Here is a 26,105-nt window from a genome sequence, read left to right as displayed (position 1 = left end):
GTGATCCCCCTGACCTGCACGGAGGCGACGGGCACACTGGACCCGAACCGAGAGAGGCGGGGGTCCATGAACGTGGCACGGATACAGGACGCGCTGAAGGCCGGTGCGCAGGGCGCGGCGCTGGCGGTGGTGGGGTGGATCCCGTCCCTCATGATGTCTGTCCTGGCCACGTTGTCGATCGCCTTCATCCCGCTGGGCGTCGGAGTGCTCACCACCCCGCCCGTGCTCCTCGCGGTGCGCTCGTACGCCGACCGCCGCCGGCTGCTGGCGGAGGAGTGGGCAGGGCCCCGGATCCCGTCCCCGTACGAGCCCCTTCCGCCGCCTGCGCGCGGTGGGCTCATGGGACGGGTGGAGCTCACCAACCGGCTGCTGCGGGACCCGGCGACCTGGCGGGACCTGCGCTGGCTGTTCGTGGACACGACGGCCGCCGCGACCGTCGCCGTCCTGGCGCCGGGCCTGCTCGCGGAGGGGGCCTTCGGCGTTCTGCTGGCGGCGGGCCTGTGGAAGCCGATCGTGGGCGCGTCGGACGACTACTGGTACGGGTTCATCCCGGTCACCAGCTGGGCCACCGCCTTCGCCGCGGGGGTCCTCGGCTGTGTCTGGCTCGCCGTCGCCGTGAAGTGGAACCCCGCGCTGATCCGCACGCACTTCAGGATCACCAAGGCGCAGCTGGCCCCGACGAGCGAGGCCGAACTCGCCCGCCGTGTAGAGAAGTTGACGGAGACCCGGCGGGACGCCGTCGATGCCTCCGCGGCCGAACTGCGGCGCATCGAGCGGGACCTGCACGACGGGGCGCAGGCCCGGCTGGTCGCGATGGGCATGGATCTGGGCACCGTCGAGATGCTCCTCGACAAGGACCCGGCGCAGGCCAGGAAGCTTCTGGCGCAGACCCGCCGGTCCTCCGCCGACGCGCTCGCCGAACTGCGCGACCTGGTCCGCGGCATCCACCCGCCGGTGCTCGCCGAACGCGGCCTCGGCGACGCCGTACGGGCGCTGGCGCTGCGGCTGCCCCTGGCCACCGAGGTGACCGTGGATCTGGACGGCCGCGCGGACGCCCCGGTCGAGTCGGCCGCGTACTTCGCCGTCAGCGAGGTCCTCACCAACGCCGCCAAGCACTCCGGCGCCGACCGCATCCGGGTGAACGTCCATCACACGGACGGCATGCTGCGGATCGCGGTCACCGACAACGGGCGGGGCGGCGCGGTGGTCGGGGCCGGTTCGGGTCTGGCCGGGGTGGAGCGCCGGCTGGGAACATTCGACGGCGTTCTGGCCGTCAGCAGCCCCGCGGGCGGTCCCACCATGGTGACGATGGAGATTCCGTGCGCGTTGTCCTAGCCGAGGACCTGTTCCTGCTGCGTGACGGACTGGTCCGGCTGCTGGAGGCGTACGACTTCGAGATCGCCGCGGCCGTGGCGACCGGCCCCGAGCTGGCCCGCGCGCTGTCCGAGCTGGCGCCCGACGTCGCTGTGGTGGACGTACGCCTGCCGCCGACGCACACGGACGAGGGGCTGCAGTGTGCGCTGCGGGCCCGCCAGGACCGGCCGGGGCTGCCGGTGCTCGTGCTGTCGCAGCACGTGGAGCAGTTGTACGCCCGGGAACTGCTCGCGGACGGAAACGGCGGGGTGGGCTATCTGCTCAAGGACCGGGTGTTCGACGCGGAGCAGTTCGTCGACGCCGTACGACGGGTCGCGGCAGGCGGCACCGCCATGGACCCCCAGGTGATCCAGCAGCTGCTGTCGCGGCGGGCGGCGGACGACCGGCCGCTGGGCCGGCTGACGCCCCGGGAGCTGGAGGTGCTGGAACTGATGGCCCAGGGCCGTTCGAACACGGCGATCGCGGCCCAACTCGTGGTCACGGAACGGGCGATCGCGAAACATACCTCGAACATCTTCACCAAACTGGGCCTTGAGGTTTCCGATGACGACAATCGCCGGGTTCTGGCCGTACTCGCCTATTTGGATCACGGGCGGTGAAGGCAGTTCCGCCGCCGGCCACTGAATTCGATTCAAAAATCTGCGATCTACCCCCCTCAACTCCCTTTGAAACAGGGGCTTCTGCACCTCTTGCGCCCGAAATGCCCTCAGGAACTTCCAAGTTTTTCTGTCACCTCTGAACACCCCATGGGCCCCGTGCGTATTCGAGGACACCGCTTCACCCCTGTCGGGCGCCTCCGCCCCGAAAGGAAGTCAGAGGAGTTCCATGGGACGCAACACACGCAAACGCCGTACGCCGCTGGCCACCAAGGCCATAGCCGCATCGGCGGCCCTAGCAGTCGGTGGGGGCGGGCTGCTCTGGGCCAACTACTACGCCTCGGCTCACGAGTCGAACAACCAGGCGTGGGGAGGGAATTCAACGAAGGCCGCCAGTGCCCAGATCGCCACGATCACCTGCCCGGACGTCGGCCAGCAGCTGACCACCACGCCGAGCGCGGCGAAGTCGCAGGTCGACACGGAACTGGCGACCCTGGACAAGCAGATCACCGAGGCATACGCCCGGCTCGCCTCGACACGCCAGGCGCAGGCGAACGACGCGAACTTCGTTCAGAACGCCATCCTCGGCCCGCTCAAGGACAAGCGGACCGCGGTCATCGGCAGAATCAAGATCGACTTCAAGCGGGTGGGCGCCACCGCCCCGGCCTCGCTCGACGGTCTTGCCGCCTGCACCGGAACCCCCGTCAACAACACAACCGCCGGGGGCGTCCAGAACAACGGCGGGCAGCAGCAGAACAACGGCGGGCAGGCAGGTGCCGGCCAGCAGCAGAACAACGGCGGCCAGGCCGGCGCCGGCCAGCAGCAGAACATCGGTGGCCAGGCCGGCAACGGACCTGTCGCGGCCGACTTCGTGGACATCACGAAGGTCGCGCCGAACGTCCAGGCCAAGCCGCGGAAGACCGCCAACGCCTCGACCGGCACGTTCACCACCCGGTGCGGTACGAACGCCAACAAGAACCACAACACCGACAACGTGATCGTGGCGCCCGGCGTGACCAACGGCGCGCACCACCTGCACGACTACGTCGGCAACCAGAAGGTCAACGCGTTCTCCAGCAACAACACGTTCCTGCAGGGCGGCACCAGCTGCCAGAACAAGAACGACCTTTCGGCGTACTACTGGCCCGTGGTCCGTGTCCAGGACGGCACCAAGGACTTCGACCAGAACGCGGACGGCGGCGGCAAGGAAGGCAACGTCGGCCGGATCCTGAAGCCCGATGTCGCGCAGATCAAGTACGTCGGCAGCGCGGCCAGCAAGGTCGTCGCGATGCCGCAGTTCCTGCGCATCATCACCGGTGACGCCAAGACCACGACCAACGGCCTGGCGAACGCCAACGCGCACTGGAGCTGCACCGGCTTCGAGAACAAGGTTCAGCTGACGACGCAGTACCCGATCTGCCCGCAGGGCAGCAAGGTGGTGCGCACGTTCGCCTTCCAGAGCTGCTGGGACGGCCAGAACATCGACAGCGCCAACCACCGCACCCACGTGGCCTTCGCGGACCCCGCGAGCGGTGTCTGCGGCAACGGCTTCAAGGCCATCCCGCAACTGACGATGCGCCTGGTGTACAACATCACGCCGCCGACCATCCAGAACGGTGTGGTGAAGAACGCCTACGCGGTGGACGGCTTCCCGGAGCAGCTCCACAAGCCGGCCACCGACCACGACGACTTCATCAGCGTCACGACCGGGAACCTGGCGGCCACGATCGCCAACTGCATCAACACGGGTCAGAAGTGCCAGTGACCCACTGAGCCGGTGACCCACTGAAGAAGGCCGGTGGCGGGAGATCCCGCCACCGGCCTTCGGTGTGTGCGCCCCGGAGTGGCCGATCCACCGGACCGGCCGCGGCTCAGCCGCTGTGACCGGCGTGGGCGTGGTGGTCGACCCCGGTCTCCAGGTCGCCGCCGAGCTTGCCGCGCAGCGCCTTGACCACTGCGTCGTCGCCGACGGCGACCCACTTGCTGCCCACGAGGTAGAAACCGCCGTAGTCCTTGGCGTCGTTGATCCACTCGCGCTGTCCCCGGTCGGTGGCGAAGGTGGCCAGCACGAACTTGCCGTCGGAGTTGTTGCAGATGGCCTGACGGATCTCGTCGGCGTCCGTCTGGATGTTCGGCTTGCACTTCACGTCCGCCGCCAGGTCCTCAAGGCTGCCGGTCGCGGTCGCCGGGACCTTGCTCCGGTCGGTGCCCGACGCGGCCGAACCGCCCGAGCCGCCACAGCCGGTCAGCACCAGCAGGGCGACGGCCGCACCGGCCGCCAGCTTCTCGCGCGTCCACCTCATGTGTTCCTCCGGTCCTTCCGGCCCTTGCCACTGGGAGCCCCCCGCGAGGGCCCTCCCTTTCCGTACGGCTCCGATGCGCTCCGTACTCAATTGCGCCATGGCTCACTCCAAGATCACGCAAATCCGGTGCCCCGGACGGCACATGTGTGCGAGGGTCTCCGGTCGAGCGGTCGAGACGAGGGGGACACATGAGCACGCAGGACTGGGACGAGCGCGTGGCCGCCGCCTGGGCGACGTTCGACGACTACGGCGAGGAGGGCGCGGCCGAGTTCCGGGCGGTGATCGACGCCCTTGTCGCCGAACTGCCCGACGACAGCCCGGTCGGCCCCTTCGAACAGGCCTGCGCCTGGGACTCGACCGGTCACTCGGACCGGGCGGTGCCGCTGTACCGGGAGGCGCTGGCACGCGGCCTCGACGGCTACCGCGGGCGCCGGGCCAAGATCCAGCTGGCCAGCTCGCTGCGGAACACCGGGCAGGCGGAGGAGGGCGTCAAGCTGCTCACGCCCGAACTGGAGGCCCCGTCCGACGAACTCGACGACGCGGTGCGCGCCTGTCTGGCCCTGTGCCTGTCGAGCCTGGGCCGCGACCGCGAGGGCCTCTCCCTCGTGCTGGGCGCGCTCGCGCCCCATCTGCCGCGCTACCAGCGCTCGATGGCGAACTACGCGCGCCTGCTGATCGAGCCCGGGGACTGACCGTCCCCGCAGACCCACAGCCCCCTCGAACCCACGCAGGGGCCCACGTCCGGGCCCCGGATCCGGGTCCGCCTCGTAGGCCCGTCGCAGCCTGGCCCGCCGGTTCCTCCGGGCCTGGCGGCCGGTTGACCGAGTACCAGGCGAGCGAGTACGGGTAGACCGGCGTCGGGTCCCGCAACGGAATGCGCAGCAGTCCACGGGCCCCGGGCCGGACGATCCGCCTCCGGGCCCCAGGGGGTCACCGGCGCGGCCGACGCCTGAGGCTTTCGCCCCCGCCGCCCCTACCCTTCCCGTCCTACAGGGACTCCGCCCCTTCAACCCCGCCAGAGGCCCCGCCCTTGGCCCCCGGGCGGGGACAGCATCCCCCGCACCCCCCGCGGGGCTCCGCCCCCGCACCCGCTGGGGCTCCGCCCCTCCGACCCCACCAGAGGCCCCGCCCTTCGACCCCGGCAGGGACTCCATCCCCCGCACCCCGCTGGGGCTCCGCCCCAGAGCCCGATTCGTGGGTGCGGCCCCCGGACCCCAGTGACGGAATGGACGGCAGGGGCCCGGTCCAGGTGACCATCCACCGTCTCGCTCGTTTTGCCGGGCGTGCAGTCACAGGATGTCGCCCCGCGCACAACTCGGGCCTCCGGCCCGGTCGTCGACGTCGAGCAGGCCGAGGCCGCGCTCGTCGAGCACTACCCCCGGCTCGTCCGGCTGGCCTATCTGGTGCTGCCGCCGGGCCTCGGCCGAAACCGGCGGGTGCTGACCGCGCACGCCCTCACCCAGCGGGCACTCCCCCGCGGGCGCGCCTCCGCCTCCGTGATCCCGGCCCAGGCGACAGGCCGCGACGGCGACCCCGGCTACTCCTTCGTCCGCCTCCAGGTGGTGCGTACGGCGCTGGAGGCGGGTCTGCCGCTGAAGCGCAGGGCCTGGCCGAAGCGGGCCCAGCTGCCGTCGCTGTTCCCCCAGGTGTGGGGCCTCAGGCTCTTCCCGCGCTCCGGCGGAGCGGACGAACTCGCCCTGGACCAGCACCTGTCGACGCTCTCCGGCCCGGCCCGCGCCGCCTATGTGCTGCGCGGCCTGGAGAAGCTCCCCGAGGACGGCGTCCGCAAGGTACTCGACGCGGCGGGCGTGGCGGACCCCGCGGCGGCCGTCCGTCAGGCGGCGGGTGTGCCGGTGCAGGACGCGCTGCTCGACTCCCCCGAGTTCGACCCGTGTTCGCTGCAGGCGCGGCCGACCGATCTGATGCGGCGCAGACAGCACACCAAGGCCGCGCTCGCTGCCGCGGCCGCCGTCGCGGTGTGCGGCGCGCTGCTCGCGCTGCCGAGCGGCGGCTGGGGCCCGGACGGCGCGGCCGCACCCTCGTACGCGCAGAACCCGGCCGCCCGGGCCGCCCTGGATCCGGCCAAGGTGACGAAGGCGGCAGCCATCGCGTGGAAGACGTCGGCGCGCACCGACTTCTCCGTGTGGCCCGCGCGTGGCGACCTGCCCGGTGACAAGGCGCTGCTGCGCCGCGCGCTCGCCGTATGGGCGCGGCCCGGCGAGTCCGTCCAGGTCTCGGCGACCCCCGGCACCCCGTCGGGCGGCCCGGCCGGACCGCCGCAACTGCTGTACGCGGGCCGGGTGGACGCCGCCCGTGTGGTGATCTTCTACGACGCTCTGCGCATCGTGCGCTATGCCGAGCCGGTGAGCGGCACGAGCGGGGCGGCGCTCGACTTCGCCCGGGTCGACGCGGCGGCCGGCGCCGAGGCGGACGCGCTGGTGCTGGACCGCGCCGACGGCAACGTCCGCTATCTGACGGCGCCTTGGGTGACCGGAGCGGCCGAGCGGGACCTGTCGAAGCCGTCGGCCGGGGCGATGGACCTGGGTCCCACCGGCGGGGTGACCGCCCCGCTGGCGAGCCCGGCGCAGCAGACCGGCGCATGCACGTCGTGGAACGTGCTGCAGCTGACCGACGCTTCGGGCACACGGCTGCTGACCGACCTCGGGGAGCTGGCGCCGGCGCATCTCACCGTGGGGCGGCCGGCCGCGCCGCGGGAGGTGTCCGGGGCGGCGGCGCTGCGCACCTGGTCGCCGTTCGCGTGCTCGCTCGCGGCGGTTCGGTCGCAGGGCGTGCGGTCCGTGAACGCCTGGGGGTACGCGCAACAGACGCTGCCGGACGACTCCGGGGACGCGGCGTGGGTGTGCACACGGGCGGAGACCTGGCGGGGCGGCGGGGCGCGGGTGCTGGCGCAGTTCCACACGCCGGGCGTGGCGTACGGGGCGGTGGCGGCGAAGGCCGAGGACGTCGCCGCGTGTGGTGCGAAGGATCCGCATGTGCTGGCGGGGGTGCTGTGGAAGTCGGCGGCGGGGTCCTGGTACCTGCTCGCCGCGGGCAGCGCCGACACCCGGTCGGTCCGGGCGACCGGCGGGGTGGAGGGTTCGGCGCAGGGCAATCTGCTGGCGGTACGGACGAAGCAGGGGGCTCAGGCCGGGCTGAAGGGGACTTTGGCCGACGGAAGGGCGATCTCCGGGCTCCGGTAGTCGACGGCAACGTCAACAAGTGGTCGAACGAGGGTTCCCCGCCGTCGAGGCCCGGCTCCCGGAGGGCGCCACCGTCCATCTGGAGCGGTTCGCGCCGCGCGCCACCGTCGTCGGCAACCACCCCTTCGAGAAGGTCGAACTGCGCCGCAGCCGACGGACGTTGACCATACCGGCCGGCTCATCCGTGCTCGCCGCCGTCCGCGCCGAGCTGCCAGGCACCCCGCTCGTGCGAGCAGGGGTTCTGCGGCACCTGCCGACAGCGGGTGCCGGCGGGAGAGGTCGACCGCCGGGACGAACTGCTGACCGACGCGGAGCTCGGTGACTCGATGCTGATCTGCGTATCGTGGGCGCCCAGTGGGAGACTTGTGCTGAATATGTGAACAACCGTCGTCGGTCCCGCCCGTTCGGGGCCGGATTCGATCGGTAAGGTGTTCGCATGACTACCGGGATACGCCGCAGAATGGGAGTCGAGGAGCGGCGGCAGCAGTTGATCGGCGTCGCGCTCGAACTGTTCAGCCAGCGCTCCCCCGACGAGGTCTCGATCGACGAGATAGCGTCGGCCGCGGGCATCTCGCGCCCGCTGATCTACCACTACTTTCCCGGCAAACTCAGCCTGTACGAAGCCGCGTTGAAGCGTGCGTCCGATGATCTGGCCGAACGGTTCGTGGAGCCGCAGGAGGGTCCGCTAGGGGCTCGGCTGCTGCGGGTGATGCGCCGGTTCTTCGACTTCGTCGACGACCACGGGCCAGGTTTCTCCGCGCTGATGCGCGGCGGCCCCGCCGTCCCCGCGGACGGAGTCCGCTCAAAAGATGCAGTGTCCCGGACGAACGCGCTCATCGACTCGGTGCGGCAGGCCGCGTATGTCCAGATCCTTGCGCACCTGCGGGTCCAGGATCCGCCCGCGCGGCTGGAACTGGTGATCCGCTCGTGGATCTCGCTCGTGGAGTCGACGGCGCTGATCTGGCTGGACGGTCGGCGCATCCCGCGTGGCGAACTGGAGGTACAGCTCGTGCACGACTTCGCGGCGCTGGCGGCCGTGAGCGCCGCCCACGACGCCGAGATGAGGGCGCTGCTGCGCCGCACCCTCAAGGACGAGCCGGCCGACGGGCCCTTCACCGACCTGGTCGGCCGGCTGGTCGCCCTGGCGTCCTGACGAGGGTCAGCTCTCGAACTTGCGGTAGGACGCATCGAGGTCCCGCACCTCGGCCGATGCGTGCAGCGCAAGCCCCGTATCCGGCTTCACGTGCTGCCGCAGCAGCTCCAGCACCGCCTCGGTGAGCCGCGCCTTGGTCTCCTCGGTGCGCCCTGCAAGCAGGCCGAGGGTGACGTGCACGATCGCGTGCCCGTCCGGGTCGGCGCCGACCGTGGTGTCCTCGGTACGGCGGAACTGCGTCTTGCACGCCTCGATCCGCGCGGCCGCGATCTCGACCACCTCGGCGTGCAGCGCCGTTGCGAACCCGCGCCGGTCGAAGGCGTCCTTCAGCTGTGCGGAGTAGTCGACGGTGATCTGCGGCATGGGCACCCCTGTTCTAGGACGGACGCCCTCACCCTAGCCCGATCCCCCCAGCCGTAACGCCAGCAGCGCGATGTCGTCCTGCGGGTCCCGGCCGAAGCAGCCGAGCAGCGTGTCGCACAGTGCGCCGATGCCCGGCGGGCCGTCGGCGGCGGCCGTACGCAGGTGCTCCATGGACACGGCGAGGTCGGTGCCACGATTCTCGATGAGCCCGTCGGTGACCATCAGCAGCCGGTCGGACGGCCGCAGCAACGCCTCGGTGGGCGGCGGCCGGTCCAGGCCGAGGCCGAGCAGCGGGCCCGCGGCGGCGGCGTACTCGGCGGTGCCGTCGTCGTGCACGATCAGCGGCGGGATATGACCGGCGTTGGCGATGCGGATGCGCCCGCTGTCCGGGTCGACCAGAACCAGACAGACGGTGGTGGTCGTGTCGGGGTGGAAGTGCTGCAGCAGCCGGTCCAGCCTCCGGGCCAGACTCTCGGGGTCCGGGTTCTCGACGCAGTAGGCGCGCAGCGCATGCCGGATCTCCACCATGACGGTGGCCGCGTCAAGCGAGTGCCCGGCGACATCACCCACCGCGGTGAGCACCCCGCGCGAGGTCGTCAGCGCCGCGTAGAAATCACCGCCGATCTCGGTCTGCCGGGAAGCCGGCACATAGCGGACGACCAGCTCGACACCCTGCACCACAGGCATCTGCTGGGGCAGGAAGCTGTGCTGCAGGGTGAGGGCGACATGCCGCTCCACCTGGTACATGAGCAGGGCCTCCGCGGCGAGCACGGTGGCCTGGGCGAGCCGGGTTACCAGGGCGTCGCCCTCGGTGGCCGGCCCCTGCGCGGGGACGGCGAGGCAGACGGCGGGTTTGCCCTCCTGGGTCCGTGCCACCACCACGCGCGCGTCCTCGGGCTTGCCGGGCCGCAGGAACCCCGCGGGCCACAGCGGGTACGGCACCACCGTGCCGCGCGCCCCGGTGTGCCCGGCGACCAGCCCGCGGATCAGCCGGGCCACGGTCTCGTGGGCCTCGGCGTCCGGAAGCGCCGCACGCGCCCGGGAGCGGGAGAAACCGCGGTACAGCTCGCCGTCCTCGCCGAGCACGAAGACGACGGCGGGCGAACCGGTGAGCCGGGCGGTGCCCTCGGCGGCGGCGCGGACGAGTTCCGTCATGCACCGCGCCGCCTGCACGGAGACGATCGTCTCGGACAGCAGCGTCAGCCGTCGGGCCAGCGTCTCCGCTCCGGTGCGCATCCGGGCACCGCGCACGGCGGCCCGTACGACGGCCTCGATCTCCTCGGGTTCGGCCGGCACCGAGAGATAGGCCTCGCCGCCGGAGTCCAGACCCCGGCAGCGGAAGCCCGACCCGGCGGCGACGGCCGAGAAGTGCACGACGGGCAGCCCGGCGGTGGTGGGCGAGGACTTGAGCCTGCGGCACAGTTCGAAGCCGCTCATGTCCGGCAGCCCCACATCCACGAGGGCGACATCGGGCAGGGTGCCCTTGCGTAGCCGGGTGCCGAGTTCGTTCAGCGCCTCGCCGCCGCTGGCGACGGGCACCACGCTGTGTCCCGCCCTGCGGAGCACGGCACCCAGCGCATAGCGGCTGGCGGGCGCGTCGTCGACCACCAGCACGGTGGAACTCGTCCGGTTGCCGTTGCCGTCCATGTGAGCCGCCCCTCGGCGGAGAAAAGAAGAAGGTGGGGCGGGCCCGGAGTTCCCGGCCCGCCCCACCACGCTAATGCCCTACTGCGTGACCCGTGAGAAGACTGCCACGGTGCGACCCGGAACGGCGAACGTGCCGGATTCCGCCACGTAGGAGGACGTCTTGACGATAGAGTCCGCGCCCGACGCCTGCACCGGGTGCAGCGCGTAGCCCTTCCCGGCGAGGGCGGCGACCGTCTGCTTCTGCTCCTTCGGTGTCGCGTTGAAGACGACGACCAGGTCACCCAGCTCCATCGTGATCACGCCGGGTGTCTCGTCCTTCCCGGAGAGCGGGAAGGAGAGCGCCGACTGCACCTGGCCGGTGGTGCCGAGGGAGAAGACGGGTTCGGTCGTACGGATCCTCAGCAGGTCCCGGTACGCGGCCGAGGCGCCGTCGATCTGCGGGCAGCCCACCGTGATGGAGGTCAACAGGGGCTTGGCGTAGGGCCACTTGGACTGGTTGTCGGCCGCCATCGGCAGTCCGCGTCCGAAGCCGTTGCCGTCCCGACAGTCCCAGTGGATCGAGTTGAACCAGTCACCGCTGTCGAACGAGTTGCGGTCGAGGGACTTGGAGCGCAGCAGGTCGGAGCCGGCCTGGGAGAGGGACGGGCCCTGCGAGAGGGTGGCCGTGGCCATGGCGAGGACCTGCATCCGGGCCCGGTCGGACGCGGAGGTGTCCCCCGGCAGCTTGTAGGCGAGGGCGTCGAACAGCGACTCGTTGTCGTGCGCGTCGGCGTACGCGAGGGCGTCACCGGGTGCGTCCGCGTAGCCGGCGGGAGCGCCGTTGTAGTCGACCTCGGCGCCGGTGACCTCCTTGCCGCCCGAGTCGGTGAAGCGGTACTTGGCGAGGTTGCCGGTCAGACCGACCTTGATGAGATCCTGGTAGTGCAGCAGGCGGGACTTCTGCTCGGCCGGAGTCCCGTTCGCCGTCGAGGAGTTGGGGTCGGTGTACAGCCCGGACGCAAAGCCCTGGATGCCGGGGTCGGAGTCGAAGGGGCCCCCGCCGCGCACCGCGTCACGGGCGCGGTCGGAGAAGGTCGCGATGCCGGTGCCGGCCATGTTCTGCTGGGTGGCCTGCACGAAGCGCGCGTCGTTGGCGACCTCGCCGAAGTTCCAGCCCTCGCCGTAGAGGACGATCTTCTTGCCGTCGACGCCGTCCTTTGCGAGGGTCAGCGCGTCGAGGGCCTTGCGCACGGCGAGGATGTTGGCCTTCGGGTGGTGGCCCATGAGGTCGAAGCGGAACCCGTCGACCTTGTACTCCTTGGCCCAGGTGACGATCGAGTCCACGACCAGCTTGCCCATCATGGCGTTCTCGGGCGCGGTGTTCGCACAGCAGGTGGAGTTGGCCACCGAGCCGTCGGCGAGCAGCCGCTGGTAGTAGCCGGGCACGATCTGGTCGAGCACCGATGTGTCGGCCTCACCGCTCGCGGCGGTGTGGTTGTAGACGACGTCCATGACGACCCTGAGGCCGTCCTCGTTCAGCGCCTTGACCATCTTGCGGAACTGGACCGTACGGGCCGTGCCGTCCGGGTCGGTGGCGTACGAGCCCTCGGGGACCGTGAAGTGGTACGGGTCGTAACCCCAGTTGTAGGCGTCCTTCGCGGCGGTCGCGGCGACGCACGCTTGCTGCCGGTCGGAGTCGGCGGCGTAGGAGGCGAGGTCGCAGCCGGGGGTGGCTTGCTCGGACTTCTTCTCGGGGACGGTCGCGAAGTCGAACGCGGGCAGCACGTGCACATACGAGGTGCCGGCCTTCGCCAGCTCCCGCAGATGCTTCGAGCCGTCGCTGTTCCTGTCGGTGAAGGCGAGGTAGGTGCCCCGGTCCTTGGCCGGGACGGTCCTGTCCGCGACGGAGAAGTCCCGGATGTGCAGCTCCTGGATCTGCGCGTCCCTGAGGGGTACGGCCCTGGGCTTCCGGTACGAGGACCAGCCGCTCGGGGCGAGCGACCTGTCGTTCAGGTCGACGACGAGGCTGCGCTCGGAGTCGGCGGTGAGGGCGACCGAGTACGGGTCGGTGACCTTGTTGGTGACGACCTTGCGGACGCTGGGCGCCCACACCTTCACCGCGTACCGGTAGGGCTTGTTCTTCCAGGACGCCGGGCCGGTGACGGACCAGACGCCCGTGGTGGCGTTCCGGTGCATGGCGACCGTGGAGCCGCCGATCTCCAGTGAGACGTTCTGCGCGGTCGGTGCCCACACGGCAAGCGTGGGACGGCCGTGACGGAAGGCCGGCCCGAGGTCCGCCTTCGTCGCGTCGTACAGATCGTCCAGTACGCCGGCGATCTGGACGCCCGTCGCCGCCGCCACCGCGCCGTTCGCGGCCCGTTGCGAGGCGACGATCTGACCGCCGAGCGCCTCGCGCACCCGGTCGCGGTCGCGCGGGTCGACGGACCAGGCCGTGTAGTCCTTCAGATGGGGGAACTTCGCCTTCTGCGCGTCGGTGAGCGTCGTCTTCGTCAGCCGCAGCCAGCGCTCGTCGTCGCTGGTCAGGGTCCCGTCCTTGACGGCGATCGAGCCGTCGTGGGAGTAGACGAGCTGGGTGGAAGCGACGCCTTCGACGCCGTTCCAGGCGACCGTGTTCCGGTCGATCCAGATCGCCTTGGAGGTGGTCAGGTCCAGGGCGGCGGCGCTGCCCGCGGGCTGCGGCAGCAGGTACTTCTCCTGGCCGTTCAGCAGCCACACCTCGTAGCCGTTCGCCTTCAGGTCGAGCGACTGGTCGGCGGGCAGGTCCTTCTCGTCGCCCTTGTGGACGATGTAGCTGAGGCTGGTGGCGCCGTCGGCGAGCGGCACCTCGAAGACCGCGCCGTACGCGTCGGTCCGCACCGGCTTCAGCGGGCTGGACCAGTCGGTGGGGTTTGCGGCCCCTGTCCACACATGGAGGCCCCAGCCGTCGTAGTTCCCGTCGGCGCGGTGATAGTGGATGACCGCCTTGGACTTGTCCTGCGCCGGGTAGTCGGGCCGCTGGGTCTGTACGGCCTCCTTGCCCTGCTCGACCCAGACCTCGCCGGTCTTGGTGACGTCGATGGTGCGGTCGGCCGAGACGTCCTTGTTGCCGTCCTTGTCGATGACGAGGAAGCCGACGCTGGAGGCGCCCGGCTTGAGCTTGACGTAGGCGAAGGCGCCGTACGCGTCACGGCCGACGAAGGGGTGGCTGTTCGGCCAGGTCGTCGCCTCACCGTCGGCGAGGTCGCCCCAGGCGTACAGGCCCCAGTTGTCGTAGTCGCCGTCGGTGCGCTTGTAGTGGACGATCGCATAGTCGCGGGAGGAGGCGGTGGGGACCTGGGCGGCGGGCGGGGTGCCGGTGGTGCTGCCCGCCGTCGCACTCGCTGTCCGGCCCGCCGAATCGACCACGACTGCCTTGTACCGCAGGGCGGTTCCGGCCGGAACACCCTTGGCGACGGTCTGGGTGACCTTGTACGGCGCGTGGTCGGCGGTGCCCAGGGTCCGCCATGTGCCGTTGCCCACCTGGGCGGCGAAGACGACACGGTTGAGCTGTCCGCCCTGGACGTCGGCGGAGAGCTCCACGGTGCCGGTGGCGCCCGCGTCCGGGGCCTTCAGGGTGAGCGTCGGCTTCGAGGCCGGTGCGCCGAGCGGGCGGGCGGCCTTGAGGACGACGGCGGACCGGGCCGGGACGGTGACGGTGACCTTGGTGTCGGCGTCGCTTTTGAGGGACCCGTCCGTGCCGTAGATGCCGCGGAAGGTCATGTCCGCCGACCCGGTCGCGAAGGTGGCCGTCTTCGCCTCGTCCGCGTTGTTGAGGGCGACGACGTACTCGGTGCCGTCGGTGCCCGTACGGGAGAAGGCGTAGACACCGGCACCGTCGGCCGCGTACCGCTCGGTCTGAACGCCGTCGGCGAGCGCGGGATGGTCCTTGCGGAGCTTCGAGAGAGCGGCGATCTCCTTGTAGAGCGGTGCACTCGTGTCGTACGAGTCGCTCGCGTGCGTACGGTCGGTGCCGATCTCGTCGTCGTCCAGATAGTCCGCGACCTTGGAGGCGAACATCGTCTGGCGGGCGTCCTTGTCGCCGCCGGAGCCGGTGAAGCCCTGCTCGTCGCCGTAGTAGACGACGGGGTTGCCGCGGCTGAGGAACATCACCTCGTTGGCGAACTCGTCCTTCTTCAGCAGCTCGGCATCGGTCGCCTTCGGGCTGTCCTGCTTCAGGAAGTACCCGATCCGCCCCATGTCGTGGTTGCCGAGAAAGGTGACCTGCTCGTACGCGTTGGCCTTGTCGGTCGTGTACTTGTAGTCGTCCCCGAACACACCCGCGAGCTTCTGCGCGCTCCCGCCCTGGGAGGCGTACTCACGGGCCGCCTCCTGGAACGGGAAGTCGAGCGTGGCGTCGAGACGGCCCTGGGTGACGTACGGGGACGTGATCGACGTGTCGGCGGAGTAGACCTCGCCGAACATGAAGAAGTTCCTGCGGCCGTACGCGGCGGCGTACTTGTCGAGCGCGGTCGCCCATTGCGTCCAGAACTCCATGTTCACGTGCTTCACGGTGTCGATCCGGAAGCCGTCGACGTCGAAGTCCCGCACCCAGCGTTCGTAGATCTTCTCCATGCCCCTGACGACCTCGGGGCGCTCGGTCCACAGGTCGTCGAGGCCGGAGAAGTCACCGTAGGTGGCGTTCTCTCCGGCGTAGGTCGAGTCGCCGCGATTGTGGTACATCGTCGGCTCGTTGAGCCAGGAAGGGACTTTGACGTCCTTCTTCGCGGCGGGAACGACGGGCGTGCGCGGGAAGGAGGCGGCTCCGACGGAGGGGAAGCCCTTCGTGCCGTCCGCGTAGTCGGCGTCGTCGAAGGGCCGGCCGTCCTTGGTCAGGTACGGGAAGGCGCCCTTGGAGAGGTAGTCGTACGACTTGCCTTCATAGTCGATGACGTCGGCGGTGTGGTTGGTGATGACGTCGAAGAAGACCTTCATGCCCTTGGCGTGGGCCTTGGAGATGAGGTGCTTCAGATCCGCGTTCGTCCCGAAGTGCGGGTCGACCTGGGTGAAGTCGGTGATCCAGTAGCCGTGGTAGCCGGCTGAAGCATTGGAGCCGGTTCCCTGGACGGGCTGGTTCTTGAAGATCGGAGCCATCCAGATGGCGGTGGTGCCGAGCCCCTTGATGTAGTCGAGCCGCTTGGTCAGGCCCTTGAGGTCGCCGCCCTGGTAGAAGCCCTTGTCGGTGGGGTCGTAGCCGGTGGCCAGCCGTGAACCGGTCAGCCCGCCCCGGTCGTTGGACGTGTCCCCGTTGGCGAACCGGTCCGGCATCACGAAGTAGAACTGCTCGCGGGTGTCGTCGTGCCGGGCGGGCTCGGCGGCGAGCCGCGCGTCCGACGGGGGTGCGGGCGGGGTGGCGGCCCTGGCGGAAAGGGGCTGGAGGAGGGCGGTGGAGAGCGCGGCGACGGTGAGGGCCGCGACCCTTCTCCGGCTCGCGGTGCGGCGCGTCCGGGGCGCCGGCCATCTCGGTATCACAGGCGGAAACTCCTTGCGATTACGGCTCAGTTGGATCCTCGGGTCCGACCCCTCGCCGCGGCATCGGCTTCGCTGCCGGGCGCCGGCGTGACCGTATCGCTGGCGAAAGGTTTACAGCAAGAGGCTTGAAAGTCACAGAAAGAACTTTCACCGTCAACCTTGACGTGCCCTTCTCAACTGGCCCACGCTCACCCCTGGTTGAAACCCGAACTCCCCACCCCCTTTTTTTCGGAGCCGCACATGATCCGACACCGACCCCCGGGTGTCCTCCGCCGCGCCGGGACCGCGGCGGCGGCCGGCGCCCTGGCGCTCGCGGGCGCGATAGCCCTGCCGGCCTCACCCGCGCAGGCGGACACCACCGCAAAGGGCGATGTGATCGCCAACCTGTGGGAATGGAACTGGGACTCCATAGCCACGGAGTGCACCAACGTGCTGGGCCCGGCGGGCTACGGAGCCGTCCAGGTGGCCCCGCCCGCCGAGTCGCTGAAGCAGACCAACTACTACTGGTGGGACGTCTACCAGCCGTACTCGTACAACCTGAACAGCCGCTTCGGTACGGCGGCGAAGTTCGCGAACATGATCACCACGTGTCACCAGGCCGGGGTGAAGGTCTACACGGACGCGGTGATCAACCACACGGCGGCCCAGACCGGCACCGGCTACAACGGCACCACGATCACCAACAAGTACAGCACCCCGAACTGGAGCCGCTCCGACTACCACGACTCGACCGACTGCCCCACCTCCGACCTGACCATCCAGGACTACTCGAACCTCACCCAGGTCCAGAACTGCGAACTCCTCGGCCTGCCCGACCTCAAGACCGGCTCGGACACGGTCCGCGCAGGCATCGCGAACTACCTCAACAGCCAGCTCGCCCTCGGCGTCGACGGCTTCCGCGTGGACGCGGCCAAGCACATCCCCGAGACGGACCTGGCGGCGATCGAGTCCAAGCTCACCAACACCACGTCCGGGACGGCCCCGTACATCTTCCAGGAGGTCTATCCCGGCTCGACCCCGCAGCCGAGCGACTACTACAACTCCGGTGACGTCCTGGACTTCACGTACGCGAGCAAGTTGAAGTCGGCGTTCCAGGGCAACGTCTCGGACCTGTCGTCCTTGGAGAGCAGCGGCATCCTCCCGGCCGCCAACTCGGTCTCGTTCGTCACGAACCACGACACCGAACGCAACGGCCTGCACATGAGCTACAAGGACGGCGACACCTACAAGCTCGCCAACCTCTTCCAGCTCGCCTACAAGTGGTCGACGCCGACGGTCTACGCCAGCTGGGAATGGACGCAGAGCGACCAGGCCCCGCCGAACTCGTCCGGCTTCGTGACGAACACGGACTGCGCCGGCGGCTGGTACTGCCTGGACCGCGACACGGCGGTCGTGGGCATGGTGGCCTGGCACAACGCGACGGACACGGCGGCCGTCTCCGACTGGCAGACCAAGTCGTCCAGCGTGATCGGCTTCGGCCGGTCCGGCAAGGGCTTCTTCGCCCTGAACAACGGCGCCGGCAGCGCCACGTACACGTTCACGACCGGCATGACCGACGGCACGTACACGAACGTGATCGACGGCGGCGCGACGAAGGTCACCGTCTCCGGCGGCAGCGCGAGCATCACGATCCCCGCGAAGAGCGCGATCGCCTTCTACAACGGGTCCTACACCTGCCCGATCAGCTGCGGCGGCACGGGCGGCGGCGGTCCGACGTCCACGGTGAGCGCGACGTTCAACGAATACGCGTCCACGACCAGCGGCACGAACGTCTACGTCGTCGGCTCGATCTCGGCCCTGGGCTCCTGGGACACGTCGAAGGCGATCCAGCTGTCGTCGTCCGGGTACCCGATCTGGTCGGGGGCGGTGAGCGTACCGATCAATACGTCGTTCGAGTACAAATTTCTGAAAAAGGACAGCTCGGGGAACGTCACCTGGGAGTCGAACGCCAACAGGTCCGCATCCACGACGACGTCGGCGATCTCACTCAACAACTCCTGGAACGTGGCGAACGCCGACGCGACCGACGTGACCTTCAACGTCAACGCCACGACGAACTCGGGCACCAACGTCTATGTCGTCGGCTCCATCCCGTCCCTCGGCTCCTGGAACACCGGCGACGCGATCCCGCTGTCGTCGGCGTCGTACCCGACGTGGAGCAAGCTCGCCATCGTCCCCAAGAGCACGTCCTTCGAGTACAAGTACGTCAAGAAGGACAGCTCCGGGAACGTGACCTGGGAATCGGGCACGAACCGCTCGTACACAACGGGCACGTCGAGCGGGTACACGACCAGCGACACCTGGAAGTAGCCAGGCCCTGAACGCGGCCCGGCCCACCGTGGGAGCGGTGGGCCGGGCCGTACCTGTTCCTCAAGATGCCCTCAGGCGGCCGTCCACCACACCGTCGTGTCCGCCGGAAGCTTCGCCTCGTCCGTCGTCAGGGTCAGGTCTCCGCTGGTGACGAGGACGCGGCCGTACGCCGGGATCGTGACCGCCTCGCCGGTGGTGTTCGCCACGCACACGAACTCGCCCCGGCGGAAGGCCAGTACGCCCTCGGGTGCCTTCAGCCACTCCACCGAGTCGCCCGCGCCCAGGTCGGGCTGCTCGCGGCGGACGGCCAGTGCCGACCGGTACAGCTCCAACGTCGAGCCCGGCACGCCCGTCTGCGCCTCGACGCTCAGCTCGCCCCAGTTCTCCGGCTGGGGCAGCCAGCTGCCGCCCTCACCGAAGCCGTACGACGATCCCGTGCGGGTCCACGGGATCGGCACCCGGCAGCCGTCGCGGAAGCCGTCCTGGCCCTCGCCCCGGAAGTACGCCGGGTCCTGGCGGACCTCGTCCGGGAGGTCCACGACGTCGGGCAGGCCCAGTTCCTCGCCCTGGTAGAGGTAGGCGGAGCCGGGCAGGGCGAGCATCAGGAGGGTTGCCGCCCTCGCCCGCCGCAGGCCCAGCTCGCGGTCGCCCGCCAGGCGGATCTGGGTGCCGAGGCCGGCCTCGTTGGCGAAGCGGGTGGCGTGGCGGGTCACGTCGTGGTTCGAGAGGACCCAGGTGGCGGGGGCGCCGACCGGACGCATCGCGTCGAGGGTGCGGTCGATGACGGCGCGCAGCTCGGCCGCTTCCCAGGAAGTGCTCAGGTACTGGAAGTTGAAGGCCTGGTGGAGTTCGTCCGGGCGGACGTAGTTCGCGGTGCGCTCGACGGTCGGGGTCCATGCCTCGGCCACGAAGATACGGTCACCCGCGTATTCGTCCAGGATCGTGCGCCACTGGCGGTAGATCTCGTGCACGCCGTCCTGGTCGAAGAACGGCATGACATCGTTGCCCAGCAGTTTGAGCTGGTCGTGGGTGCCCAGATCGGGCAGGCCCTCTGCCTTCACCAGGCCGTGGGCGACGTCGATGCGGAAGCCGTCGACGCCCATGTCGAGCCAGAAGCGGAGGATGGAGCGGAACTCGTCGCCGACGGCGGGGTGGTTCCAGTTGAAGTCGGGCTGCTCCGGCGCGAAGAGGTGCAGGTACCACTCTCCGTCCGGAACCCTCGTCCAGGCCGGGCCGCCGAAGATCGACTCCCAGTCGTTCGGCGGGAGTTCGCCGTTCTCGCCCTTCCCCGGGCGGAAGTGGTAGCGCTCCCGCAGCGACGAGCCCGGTCCCTCGGCCAGCGCCCGCTTGAACCACTCGTGCTGGTCCGAGGAGTGGTTCGGGACCAGGTCGACGATGATGCGCAGCCCCAGTTCGTGGGCGTCGCGGATCAGTGCGTCGGCGTCCAGGAGGTTGCCGAACATGGGGTCGACGGCACGGTAGTCGGCGACGTCGTAGCCGGCGTCGGCCTGCGGCGAGGCGTAGAAGGGGCTGAGCCATACGGCGTCCACGCCGAGGTCGCGCAGGTACGGAAGTCGTGAACGTACGCCCTCCAGGTCGCCCATGCCGTCACCGTTGCTGTCGGCGAAGCTGCGCGGATAGACCTGGTAGATCACCGCGTCGCGCCACCAGTCGCGGTGGGGGGCGACGGTGGTGAGGGCGGTGTTCGGGGCCGGGTCGGCGGAGTGCTGGCTCATGGCGTCCTTGATAACGGGGTTCGGGTCATAGGCGTGGGGTACGGGCGGGTGACGAGGCGGCCGCGGTGACAGCGGGGTCTGGGGGTCCCCCCTGCTCGAAGAGCTTGGGGGAGGGCACCGCGGCCGCCACCCGCGCGGTCAGGCGCGCGGGAACCTTCGGCAAGGGGGGTCAGCCCTTGGTACCGCCGGCCGTGAGGCCGGTCACCAGGTTCTTCTGTACGAGGTAGAAGAACGCGGCGACGGGTATCGCGATCAGCACCGCGGTGGCGGCCATGTAGTTGCGCTGGGCGTCGTGCTCGCTGATGAAGCTCTGCAGACCCACGGCGAAGGTGTACTTCTGGTCGTCGAGCATGAACGTCGAGGCGAAGGCGACCTCGCCCCAGGCGGTGATCAGGTTGTAGAAGGCGGCGACCGCCAGGCCGGGCTTGGCCAGGGGCAGGATGAGCCGCAGGAAGGTGCCGAACGGGGACAGCCCGTCGACGCGTCCCGCCTCGTCGATCTCGAAGGGGATCGTGTCGAAGTAGCCCTTGAGCAGCCAGGCGCTGTAGGGCACGACGGTCGAGCAGTAGACCAGGATCAGGCCGATGTAGGTGTCGATGAGCCCCAGCTCCGAGAGGATCTGGTACATCGGCACGATCAGTACGGCGATCGGGAACATCTGCGTGACCAGCAGGACCCACATCAGCTTCTTGTAGCCGGGGAAGCGCATACGGGAGACCGCGTAGCCGGTGGTGGCGGCGAAGGCCACGCCGCAGAAGGTGGTGCCCAGCGAGACGATGAGCGTGCTGCCCAGCCAGTGGAAGAACTCGGTGTGCTGGAGCACGAAGGAGTAGTTGGACAGGCTCGCCTTGCCGGGGATCTTCCCCGGGTGCAGGTAGTCGTCCTTGTCCGGGCCGAAGGACAGGAAGATCAGCCAGGCGATCGGGAAGAGCGCGACGAGGCTCGCCACGATCAGGACGCCGTGCGAGGCGAGGGAAGCGCCCGGGCCGCGCTCTCCACGGCGGCGGGCGGGGCCGCGGGACAGCGAGGCGAGGGCCTGCGGGGTCACCGGACGGTCGCCCTTGATCTCGGGGGGCGTGGTGGTGCTCATGGGGACTCCTGCCTCAGACGGCGAGCTGCTGCTCATTGCGGTTCAGCCAGCGGCGGTAGACGGAGGTGAAGACGATCAGGACGGAGAGGAGCAGGATGCCGTACGCGGCCGACTGTGCGTAGTCGCGCGGCTGCTGTCCGAAGCCGAGGTAGTACGCCCAGGTGACCAGGATCTGGGCGTCCGGGGCGCTGTTGCCGAACAGCAGGAAGATGATGGCGAACTGGTTGAAGGTCCAGATGATGCCGAGGAGTACGACGGTGGCGCTGACGGACCGCAGGCCCGGCAGGGTGACGTACCGGAAGCGCTGCCAGGCGTTCGCGCCGTCCATCTCGGCGGCCTCGTACAGGGTGGAGTCGATGGACTGCAGTCCGCCGAGCAGCGAGACCATCATGAACGGGACACCGCACCAGGTGTTGACCATGATCGCGGCGAAGCGCTGCCAGAAGGTGTCCTCCAGCCACTGCGGCTGGGGCAGGTGCAGGGCGTCGAGCATCTGGTTGATCACGCCTGAGTCGGCGAGCATGATGCGCCAGCCGTAGACGGTGACGAAGGTGGGCACGGCCCAGGGCAGGACGAGCAGCAGCCGGTAGGCGACACGGCCGCGCAGCTTCTGGTTGAGCAGCAGCGCGAGCCCCAGCCCGATGCCGTAGTGCAGTGCGACGCAGACCGCCGTCCACACGACCGTCCAGATGAAGTGCGACCAGAAGCGGTCGTACGACAACGGCCCGAACAGGATGTCCTTGTAGTTGTCGAGGCCGATGAACTTGTATGTGGCGTCGATGTGGTTGACGCCGATCGTCCGGGCGGTGTTGAGGCTGTTGGCGTCGGTGAGGGTCAGGTAGAGGCCGTACACCAGGGGGTAGAGCACAAGGACGCCGAGCACGATCACCACGGGCGCGATCATCGCGTACGCGTACCAGTGCTTCTGGTAGCCGTGCTTCAGACGCCGGCCCAGGCCGGGCCGCGGCGCGCGGTCACCGCGGGGTTTGCCGGTCGCACGGTCGATGGCGACTGTCATGGTTCGACACCTTCTGGAAGTTCAAGGGGTGGGCCTGGGCACAGGCCGGTGGCCGCCGGATCCTTCCCCCCAGTCACCGGAGGATCCGACGGCCACACGGGCTCACTTGCTGAAGTCGGGGACCAGCTTGGCGATCGCGATCTCCGCGTTGCTCAGACCCTTGTCCAGGGACTCCTTGCCGTCCGCGATCTTGGGCAGCTCGGTGTCGAGCGGGCCCCACAGCGAGCTGTACTCGGGCAGCGCCGGGCGCGGCTGGGCGGCGGAGAGCACACTCTGGTAGCCGGCGATGCCCGGGTCGGCCTTCACCTGGGCGGTGTAGGCGTCGTCGCGCGTCGGCAGCGTGGAGTTCTTCAGGGCGATGGTCTCCTGGGACTTCGCCGAGGTCATGAAGTTGACGAACTTCAGCGCGGCCTCCTGGTGGGCCTTGTCCGAGCCCGCGTACACGGCGAGGTTGTGGCCGCCGGTCGGGGCGCCCGCCTTGCCGCTGGAGCCGGCCGGGACGGTGGCGATGCCCAGGTTGGACTTGTCCGTGAAGGCCGAACCCTTGTAGAAGTTCGTGATCTCCCAGGGGCCCTGGAGGATCGCGGCGACCTTGCCGCTCACGAACGCGTCCTGGATGTGGGCGTAGGCGTCGGCGGTGGTGTCGGCCTTGTGCAGGCCCTGTCCGGAGAACAGGCTCAGCCAGGTGCCGTAGGCCTTCTTCGCGGCGGCGGAGTCGACGGTGATCTTCTTGGCGGTGGCGTCGACGGTGTCGGTGCCCTCGCCGTAGAGGAAGGTCTGGGCGTAGTAGGACTGGGTGGAGCCCCAGTAGCCGTACACCTTCTCCTTGGCGTCGATCTTGGCGGCGTCGGCCTTCAGCTCGTCCCAGGTCTTGGGGGCCTCGGTGATGCCGGCCTTCTTGAAGATGGCCTTGTTGTAGACCAGCGCGAGCGTGTCGGTGACCAGCGGCGCGCCGTAGGTCTTGCCGTCGTACTGGGCCTGCTTGATCAGGCTCGGCTGGAACTTGCTCTGGTCGGCGAGGGCCTCGGTGCCGTCCAGCGGCAGGAAGTAGCCCTTCTTCGCGAAGGCGGGGGTCCAGCCGACCTCGGAGCGCAGCACGTCCGGGGCGCCCTTGGAGCCGGCGGCGGTGTCGAACTTGTTCTGCGCCTGGTCGAAGGGGACGTTGACGTACTTGACCTTGATGTCCTTGTTGGCAGCCTCGAACTGCTGGACCAGCGCCTTGTACGTCGGCGCCTCATTGGTGGCGTTGGAGGTGTCCCACCAGGTGATGGTGACCGGGCCGGTCGACTTGCCGCTGTCGCTGCCACTTCCGCCGCAGGCCGTCGCCGCGAGGGCGACGGACGCCACCAGCGCGGTGGCCGCTATGCCACGCCGCATGAGTTCTCCTTGAGGGTGAAAGCCCGTGGGGGCGAGGAACGGTCCCGTCCGACGTCCCTCCGCCGACTTGCCGACTGCGCCGTTGCCGCCGCCGGGCGACCGTGAACGTAACAGCGATGCAACCGGCGCGAAAGACCTTGCAGAAAAAAAGTGCAAGAACCGGCGATGGTTACCCCGCTGTGACCTCACCGTGAGGGCCCGTAGACCTGGACTTGCGGCTGCTCGGCGGGACCTCGGACACTTGTGCAAGACTCTGCAAGGTCTTGCCAGACCTCTCCCGCGCGGGAATCATCCCGTTGCGGACCGGACGCCGACCAGAATCACGAGGGAGCGCGATGTCGCAGCAACCCGCAGCGGGCCGATCAACCGCCCGGGCCCGGCGTCCTTTTGGTGGGCAACGGGAGATTCGCCCGGTACAGTCCAGTGCCGTGACCACACGGCTTGCCGACATCGCAGCTCAGGCGGGGGTCAGCGAGGCGACCGTCAGCCGCGTCCTGAACGGGAAGCCGGGCGTCGCCGCGACCACCCGCCAGTCCGTCCTGGCCGCCCTCGACGTGCTGGGCTACGAGCGTCCGGTACGGCTGCGCCAGCGCAGCGAGGGCCTGGTCGGGCTGATCACCCCGGAGCTGGAGAACCCGATATTCCCGGCGCTCGCCCAGGTCATCGGCCAGGCGCTGACGCGGCAGGGTTACACCCCGGTCCTGGCCACCCAGACCCCCGGTGGCTCCACCGAGGACGAGCTGACGGAGATGCTGGTGGACCGGGGGGTCGCGGGCATCATCTATGTCTCCGGGCTGCACGCGGACACCACCGCGGACACGCAGCGCTACGAGCAGCTGCGCGCCCAGGGCGTGCCCTTCGTCCTGGTCGACGGTTTCTCGCCCAAGGTGCAGGCGCCGTTCATCTCCCCCGACGACCGCGCCGCGATGACCCTGGCGGTCACGCATCTGGTGTCCCTGGGCCACACCCGCATAGGTCTGGCCCTCGGGCCGAAGCGGTTCGTGCCGGTGCAGCGGAAGATCGAGGGTTTCGTACGCGCGATGCAGGAGCAGCTCGGCCTGACTCCGGACGACATCGAGGAGCGGCTGATCCAGCACTCGCTGTACACGCTGGAGGGCGGCCAGGCGGCGGCGACCGCGCTCATCGACCGGGACTGCACGGCGGTGGTGTGCGCGAGCGACATGATGGCGCTCGGGGCGATACGCGCGGCGCGCCAGCGGGGTCTGGAGGTCCCGACGGACATCTCCGTGGTGGGCTTCGACGACTCGCCGCTCATCGCGTTCACGGATCCGCCGCTGACGACGATCCGCAAGCCGGTTCCGGCGATGGGTCAGGCGGCGGTGCGCACGTTGCTGGAGGAGATCGGCGGGACGCCGGCGCCGCACAGTGAGTTCGTGTTCATGCCGGAGCTGGTGGTGCGGGGGTCGACTGCTTCGGCGCCCGGGGAGCGGAGTCGTCCCTAGGCAGTAGTTTCCGGGCCTCGAAGGGGTCCGGAAAGTGGAGAAAATGCGGCCACAACCCTTCCAAGGGATGATCGGTGGGGGAAGGCTTTTCTGGCAGACTCTGTGCTTATGGGTGATAGGACCCTGACGACGCTGGAGGGCCATGGACAGGCCGCTCCACAACCCGTCACGGACGAAGCGCAGGACCGCGCGAGGCAGGGCCTCCTGCGCCGGATCCGGACTCCGCGCCGTCCACGCTTCTGGTTCGAAATCCTGCTCATCGCGGTCAGTTACTGGACCTACTCACTGATCCGCAACGCGGTACCGGAGCAGAAGGCCGAGGCACTGGGCAACGCGGACTGGCTGTGGCGCCTGGAGAACCACCTGGGCATCGCCGCCGAGGACTCGGTCAACCATGCCGTGAACTCCGTGACATGGCTGATCGTGGGGATGAACTACTACTACGCGACACTGCACTTCGTGGTGACGCTGGGTGTCCTGGTGTGGCTGTACCGGAGCCATCCCGGCCGGTATGCGGCGGCACGGCTCGCCCTGTTCTCCACGACGGCGGTGGCGCTGCTCGGCTACTACTTCTTCCCGTTGGCGCCACCCCGCCTGATGACCGGCGGGGACTTCGTCGACACGGTGGTGGTGCACCAGACCTGGGGTTCCATGGCCTCGGGCGACCTGAAGCACATGTCGAACCAGTATGCGGCGATGCCGTCGATGCACATCGGCTGGTCGCTCTGGTGCGGCCTGACGATCTTCGCGCTGGCGAGGGTGCCGTGGGTGCGGATGCTCGGGTTGCTGTACCCCGCGGCGACCCTGGTGGTGATCGTCGCCACGGCGAACCACTTCTGGCTGGACGCGGTGGGCGGGATGGTGTGCCTGACGTTCGGGTTCACGATGGCACGGCTGTGGTACGGCGCCCTGCCGTACACGCTGCCGCGCCGGGTGGCTCCCGTCACCTTGCGGGTCGGCCACACCCGTATCGATCACGCTCCGTAGA

At 69.5% G+C, this 26,105-nt stretch carries 17 protein-coding genes and 1 pseudogene; 10 read left to right on the top strand and 8 right to left on the bottom strand.

What is annotated here, in order from left to right:
• The first annotated feature begins 66 nt into the window (after window positions 1-66).
• The 3 genes from ABT186_RS13880 to ABT186_RS13870 all read left to right on the top strand — a co-directional run bounded on the left by ABT186_RS13880 (window position 67) and on the right by ABT186_RS13870 (window position 3,735).
• The gene (locus tag ABT186_RS13880; RefSeq protein ID WP_351925178.1) at window positions 67-1,335 is read left to right on the top strand and encodes a sensor histidine kinase; all 1,269 of its coding nucleotides are present in this window, start codon (window positions 67-69) and stop codon (window positions 1,333-1,335) included.
• Window positions 1,320-1,973, top strand: a complete 654-nt coding sequence (locus tag ABT186_RS13875) for a response regulator transcription factor (RefSeq protein ID WP_351235015.1) — start codon at window positions 1,320-1,322, stop codon at window positions 1,971-1,973. The genes ABT186_RS13880 and ABT186_RS13875 overlap by 16 nt, the downstream gene beginning before the upstream one ends.
• A 226-nt stretch (window positions 1,974-2,199) precedes the next feature.
• Window positions 2,200-3,735 carry a DUF1996 domain-containing protein gene (locus tag ABT186_RS13870; RefSeq protein WP_351235017.1) on the top strand — a complete coding sequence of 512 codons (1,536 nt, stop codon included), beginning with the start codon at window positions 2,200-2,202 and terminating at the stop codon, window positions 3,733-3,735.
• Window positions 3,736-3,841: 106 nt separating this feature from the next.
• Here the strand turns inward: ABT186_RS13870 and ABT186_RS13865 are convergent, their stop codons facing one another.
• Window positions 3,842-4,273, bottom strand: a complete 432-nt coding sequence (locus tag ABT186_RS13865) for a hypothetical protein (RefSeq protein ID WP_351235318.1) — start codon at window positions 4,271-4,273, stop codon at window positions 3,842-3,844.
• A 188-nt stretch (window positions 4,274-4,461) separates the two neighbouring features.
• Here ABT186_RS13865 and ABT186_RS13860 point away from each other — a divergent pair, with 188 nt between their 5' ends.
• The 4 genes and pseudogenes from ABT186_RS13860 (at window position 4,462) to ABT186_RS13845 (ending at window position 8,626) form a co-directional block, all read left to right on the top strand.
• The gene (locus tag ABT186_RS13860) at window positions 4,462-4,965 is read left to right on the top strand and encodes a tetratricopeptide repeat protein (RefSeq protein ID WP_351235316.1); all 504 of its coding nucleotides are present in this window, start codon (window positions 4,462-4,464) and stop codon (window positions 4,963-4,965) included.
• A 591-nt stretch (window positions 4,966-5,556) separates the two neighbouring features.
• Window positions 5,557-7,473 carry a hypothetical protein gene (locus ABT186_RS13855; protein WP_351925176.1) on the top strand — a complete coding sequence of 639 codons (1,917 nt, stop codon included), beginning with the start codon at window positions 5,557-5,559 and terminating at the stop codon, window positions 7,471-7,473.
• 40 nt (window positions 7,474-7,513) lie between these two features.
• Window positions 7,514-7,853: pseudogene (locus ABT186_RS13850) on the top strand (2Fe-2S iron-sulfur cluster-binding protein); the annotation flags it as partial.
• A 56-nt stretch (window positions 7,854-7,909) separates the two neighbouring features.
• Entirely contained in the window at window positions 7,910-8,626 is a 717-nt protein-coding gene (locus tag ABT186_RS13845) for a TetR/AcrR family transcriptional regulator (RefSeq protein WP_351235312.1), read from the top strand.
• Window positions 8,627-8,632: 6 nt separating this feature from the next.
• On the opposite strand, the gene ABT186_RS13840 is transcribed toward ABT186_RS13845, so the two are convergent.
• From ABT186_RS13840 to pulA, 3 genes are all read right to left on the bottom strand, one after another.
• Complete coding sequence (locus ABT186_RS13840; RefSeq protein ID WP_351235310.1) at window positions 8,633-8,989, bottom strand: 5-carboxymethyl-2-hydroxymuconate Delta-isomerase; 357 nt, start codon at window positions 8,987-8,989, stop codon at window positions 8,633-8,635.
• A 33-nt stretch (window positions 8,990-9,022) separates the two neighbouring features.
• Window positions 9,023-10,636 carry a SpoIIE family protein phosphatase gene (locus ABT186_RS13835; RefSeq protein WP_351235308.1) on the bottom strand — a complete coding sequence of 538 codons (1,614 nt, stop codon included), beginning with the start codon at window positions 10,634-10,636 and terminating at the stop codon, window positions 9,023-9,025.
• A 78-nt stretch (window positions 10,637-10,714) separates the two neighbouring features.
• Window positions 10,715-16,123 (bottom strand): pullulanase-type alpha-1,6-glucosidase, encoded by a 5,409-nt coding sequence (pulA, locus tag ABT186_RS13830; RefSeq protein ID WP_351925174.1) that lies wholly within the window; start codon window positions 16,121-16,123, stop codon window positions 10,715-10,717.
• A gap of 240 nt (window positions 16,124-16,363) precedes the next feature.
• Here pulA and ABT186_RS13825 point away from each other — a divergent pair, with 240 nt between their 5' ends.
• Window positions 16,364-18,433: a carbohydrate-binding module family 20 domain-containing protein gene (locus tag ABT186_RS13825; protein WP_351925172.1), complete on the top strand. Its 2,070-nt coding sequence runs from the start codon at window positions 16,364-16,366 to the stop codon at window positions 18,431-18,433.
• A gap of 71 nt (window positions 18,434-18,504) precedes the next feature.
• Here ABT186_RS13825 and ABT186_RS13820 read toward each other — a convergent pair whose 3' ends face one another.
• The 4 genes from ABT186_RS13820 to ABT186_RS13805 form a co-directional block, all read right to left on the bottom strand.
• Window positions 18,505-20,169, bottom strand: coding sequence for a glycoside hydrolase family 13 protein (locus tag ABT186_RS13820; RefSeq protein WP_351925170.1), 1,665 nt, complete (start codon window positions 20,167-20,169; stop codon window positions 18,505-18,507).
• Between the two features lie 169 nt (window positions 20,170-20,338).
• Window positions 20,339-21,259: a sugar ABC transporter permease gene (locus tag ABT186_RS13815; protein WP_351236172.1), complete on the bottom strand. Its 921-nt coding sequence runs from the start codon at window positions 21,257-21,259 to the stop codon at window positions 20,339-20,341.
• 13 nt (window positions 21,260-21,272) lie between these two features.
• Window positions 21,273-22,277: a carbohydrate ABC transporter permease gene (locus ABT186_RS13810; protein WP_351236174.1), complete on the bottom strand. Its 1,005-nt coding sequence runs from the start codon at window positions 22,275-22,277 to the stop codon at window positions 21,273-21,275.
• 102 nt (window positions 22,278-22,379) lie between these two features.
• Window positions 22,380-23,654, bottom strand: coding sequence for an extracellular solute-binding protein (locus tag ABT186_RS13805; RefSeq protein WP_351236176.1), 1,275 nt, complete (start codon window positions 23,652-23,654; stop codon window positions 22,380-22,382).
• Window positions 23,655-24,082: 428 nt separating this feature from the next.
• Here ABT186_RS13805 and ABT186_RS13800 point away from each other — a divergent pair, with 428 nt between their 5' ends.
• The gene (locus ABT186_RS13800; RefSeq protein ID WP_351236178.1) at window positions 24,083-25,117 is read left to right on the top strand and encodes a LacI family DNA-binding transcriptional regulator; all 1,035 of its coding nucleotides are present in this window, start codon (window positions 24,083-24,085) and stop codon (window positions 25,115-25,117) included.
• 108 nt (window positions 25,118-25,225) lie between these two features.
• Window positions 25,226-26,104, top strand: coding sequence for a phosphatase PAP2 family protein (locus tag ABT186_RS13795; protein WP_351925168.1), 879 nt, complete (start codon window positions 25,226-25,228; stop codon window positions 26,102-26,104).
• Window position 26,105: the final 1 nt, after the last annotated feature.

The sequence above is a fragment of the Streptomyces sp. NPDC001634 genome (assembly GCF_040298185.1).
Taxonomy (GTDB): domain Bacteria; phylum Actinomycetota; class Actinomycetes; order Streptomycetales; family Streptomycetaceae; genus Streptomyces.
Note: the sequence above shows the minus strand (reverse complement) of the source record. Positions and strands in the feature narration are given on the sequence as shown.

Excerpts from the sequence above, each read along its gene's own strand:
- ABT186_RS13815 (WP_351236172.1), bottom strand. The coding sequence starts at position 21,259 with ATGAGCACCACCACGCCCCCCGAGATCAAGGGCGACCGTCCGGTGACC.
- ABT186_RS13810 (WP_351236174.1), bottom strand. The coding sequence starts at position 22,277 with ATGACAGTCGCCATCGACCGTGCGACCGGCAAACCCCGCGGTGACCGC.
- ABT186_RS13840 (WP_351235310.1), bottom strand. The coding sequence starts at position 8,989 with ATGCCGCAGATCACCGTCGACTACTCCGCACAGCTGAAGGACGCCTTC.
- ABT186_RS13805 (WP_351236176.1), bottom strand. The coding sequence starts at position 23,654 with ATGCGGCGTGGCATAGCGGCCACCGCGCTGGTGGCGTCCGTCGCCCTC.
- ABT186_RS13860 (WP_351235316.1), top strand. The coding sequence starts at position 4,462 with ATGAGCACGCAGGACTGGGACGAGCGCGTGGCCGCCGCCTGGGCGACG.
- ABT186_RS13880 (WP_351925178.1), top strand. The coding sequence starts at position 67 with ATGAACGTGGCACGGATACAGGACGCGCTGAAGGCCGGTGCGCAGGGC.
- ABT186_RS13870 (WP_351235017.1), top strand. The coding sequence starts at position 2,200 with ATGGGACGCAACACACGCAAACGCCGTACGCCGCTGGCCACCAAGGCC.
- ABT186_RS13845 (WP_351235312.1), top strand. The coding sequence starts at position 7,910 with ATGACTACCGGGATACGCCGCAGAATGGGAGTCGAGGAGCGGCGGCAG.
- ABT186_RS13820 (WP_351925170.1), bottom strand. The coding sequence starts at position 20,169 with ATGAGCCAGCACTCCGCCGACCCGGCCCCGAACACCGCCCTCACCACC.
- ABT186_RS13835 (WP_351235308.1), bottom strand. The coding sequence starts at position 10,636 with ATGGACGGCAACGGCAACCGGACGAGTTCCACCGTGCTGGTGGTCGAC.
- ABT186_RS13825 (WP_351925172.1), top strand. The coding sequence starts at position 16,364 with ATGATCCGACACCGACCCCCGGGTGTCCTCCGCCGCGCCGGGACCGCG.
- ABT186_RS13795 (WP_351925168.1), top strand. The coding sequence starts at position 25,226 with ATGGGTGATAGGACCCTGACGACGCTGGAGGGCCATGGACAGGCCGCT.
- ABT186_RS13865 (WP_351235318.1), bottom strand. The coding sequence starts at position 4,273 with ATGAGGTGGACGCGCGAGAAGCTGGCGGCCGGTGCGGCCGTCGCCCTG.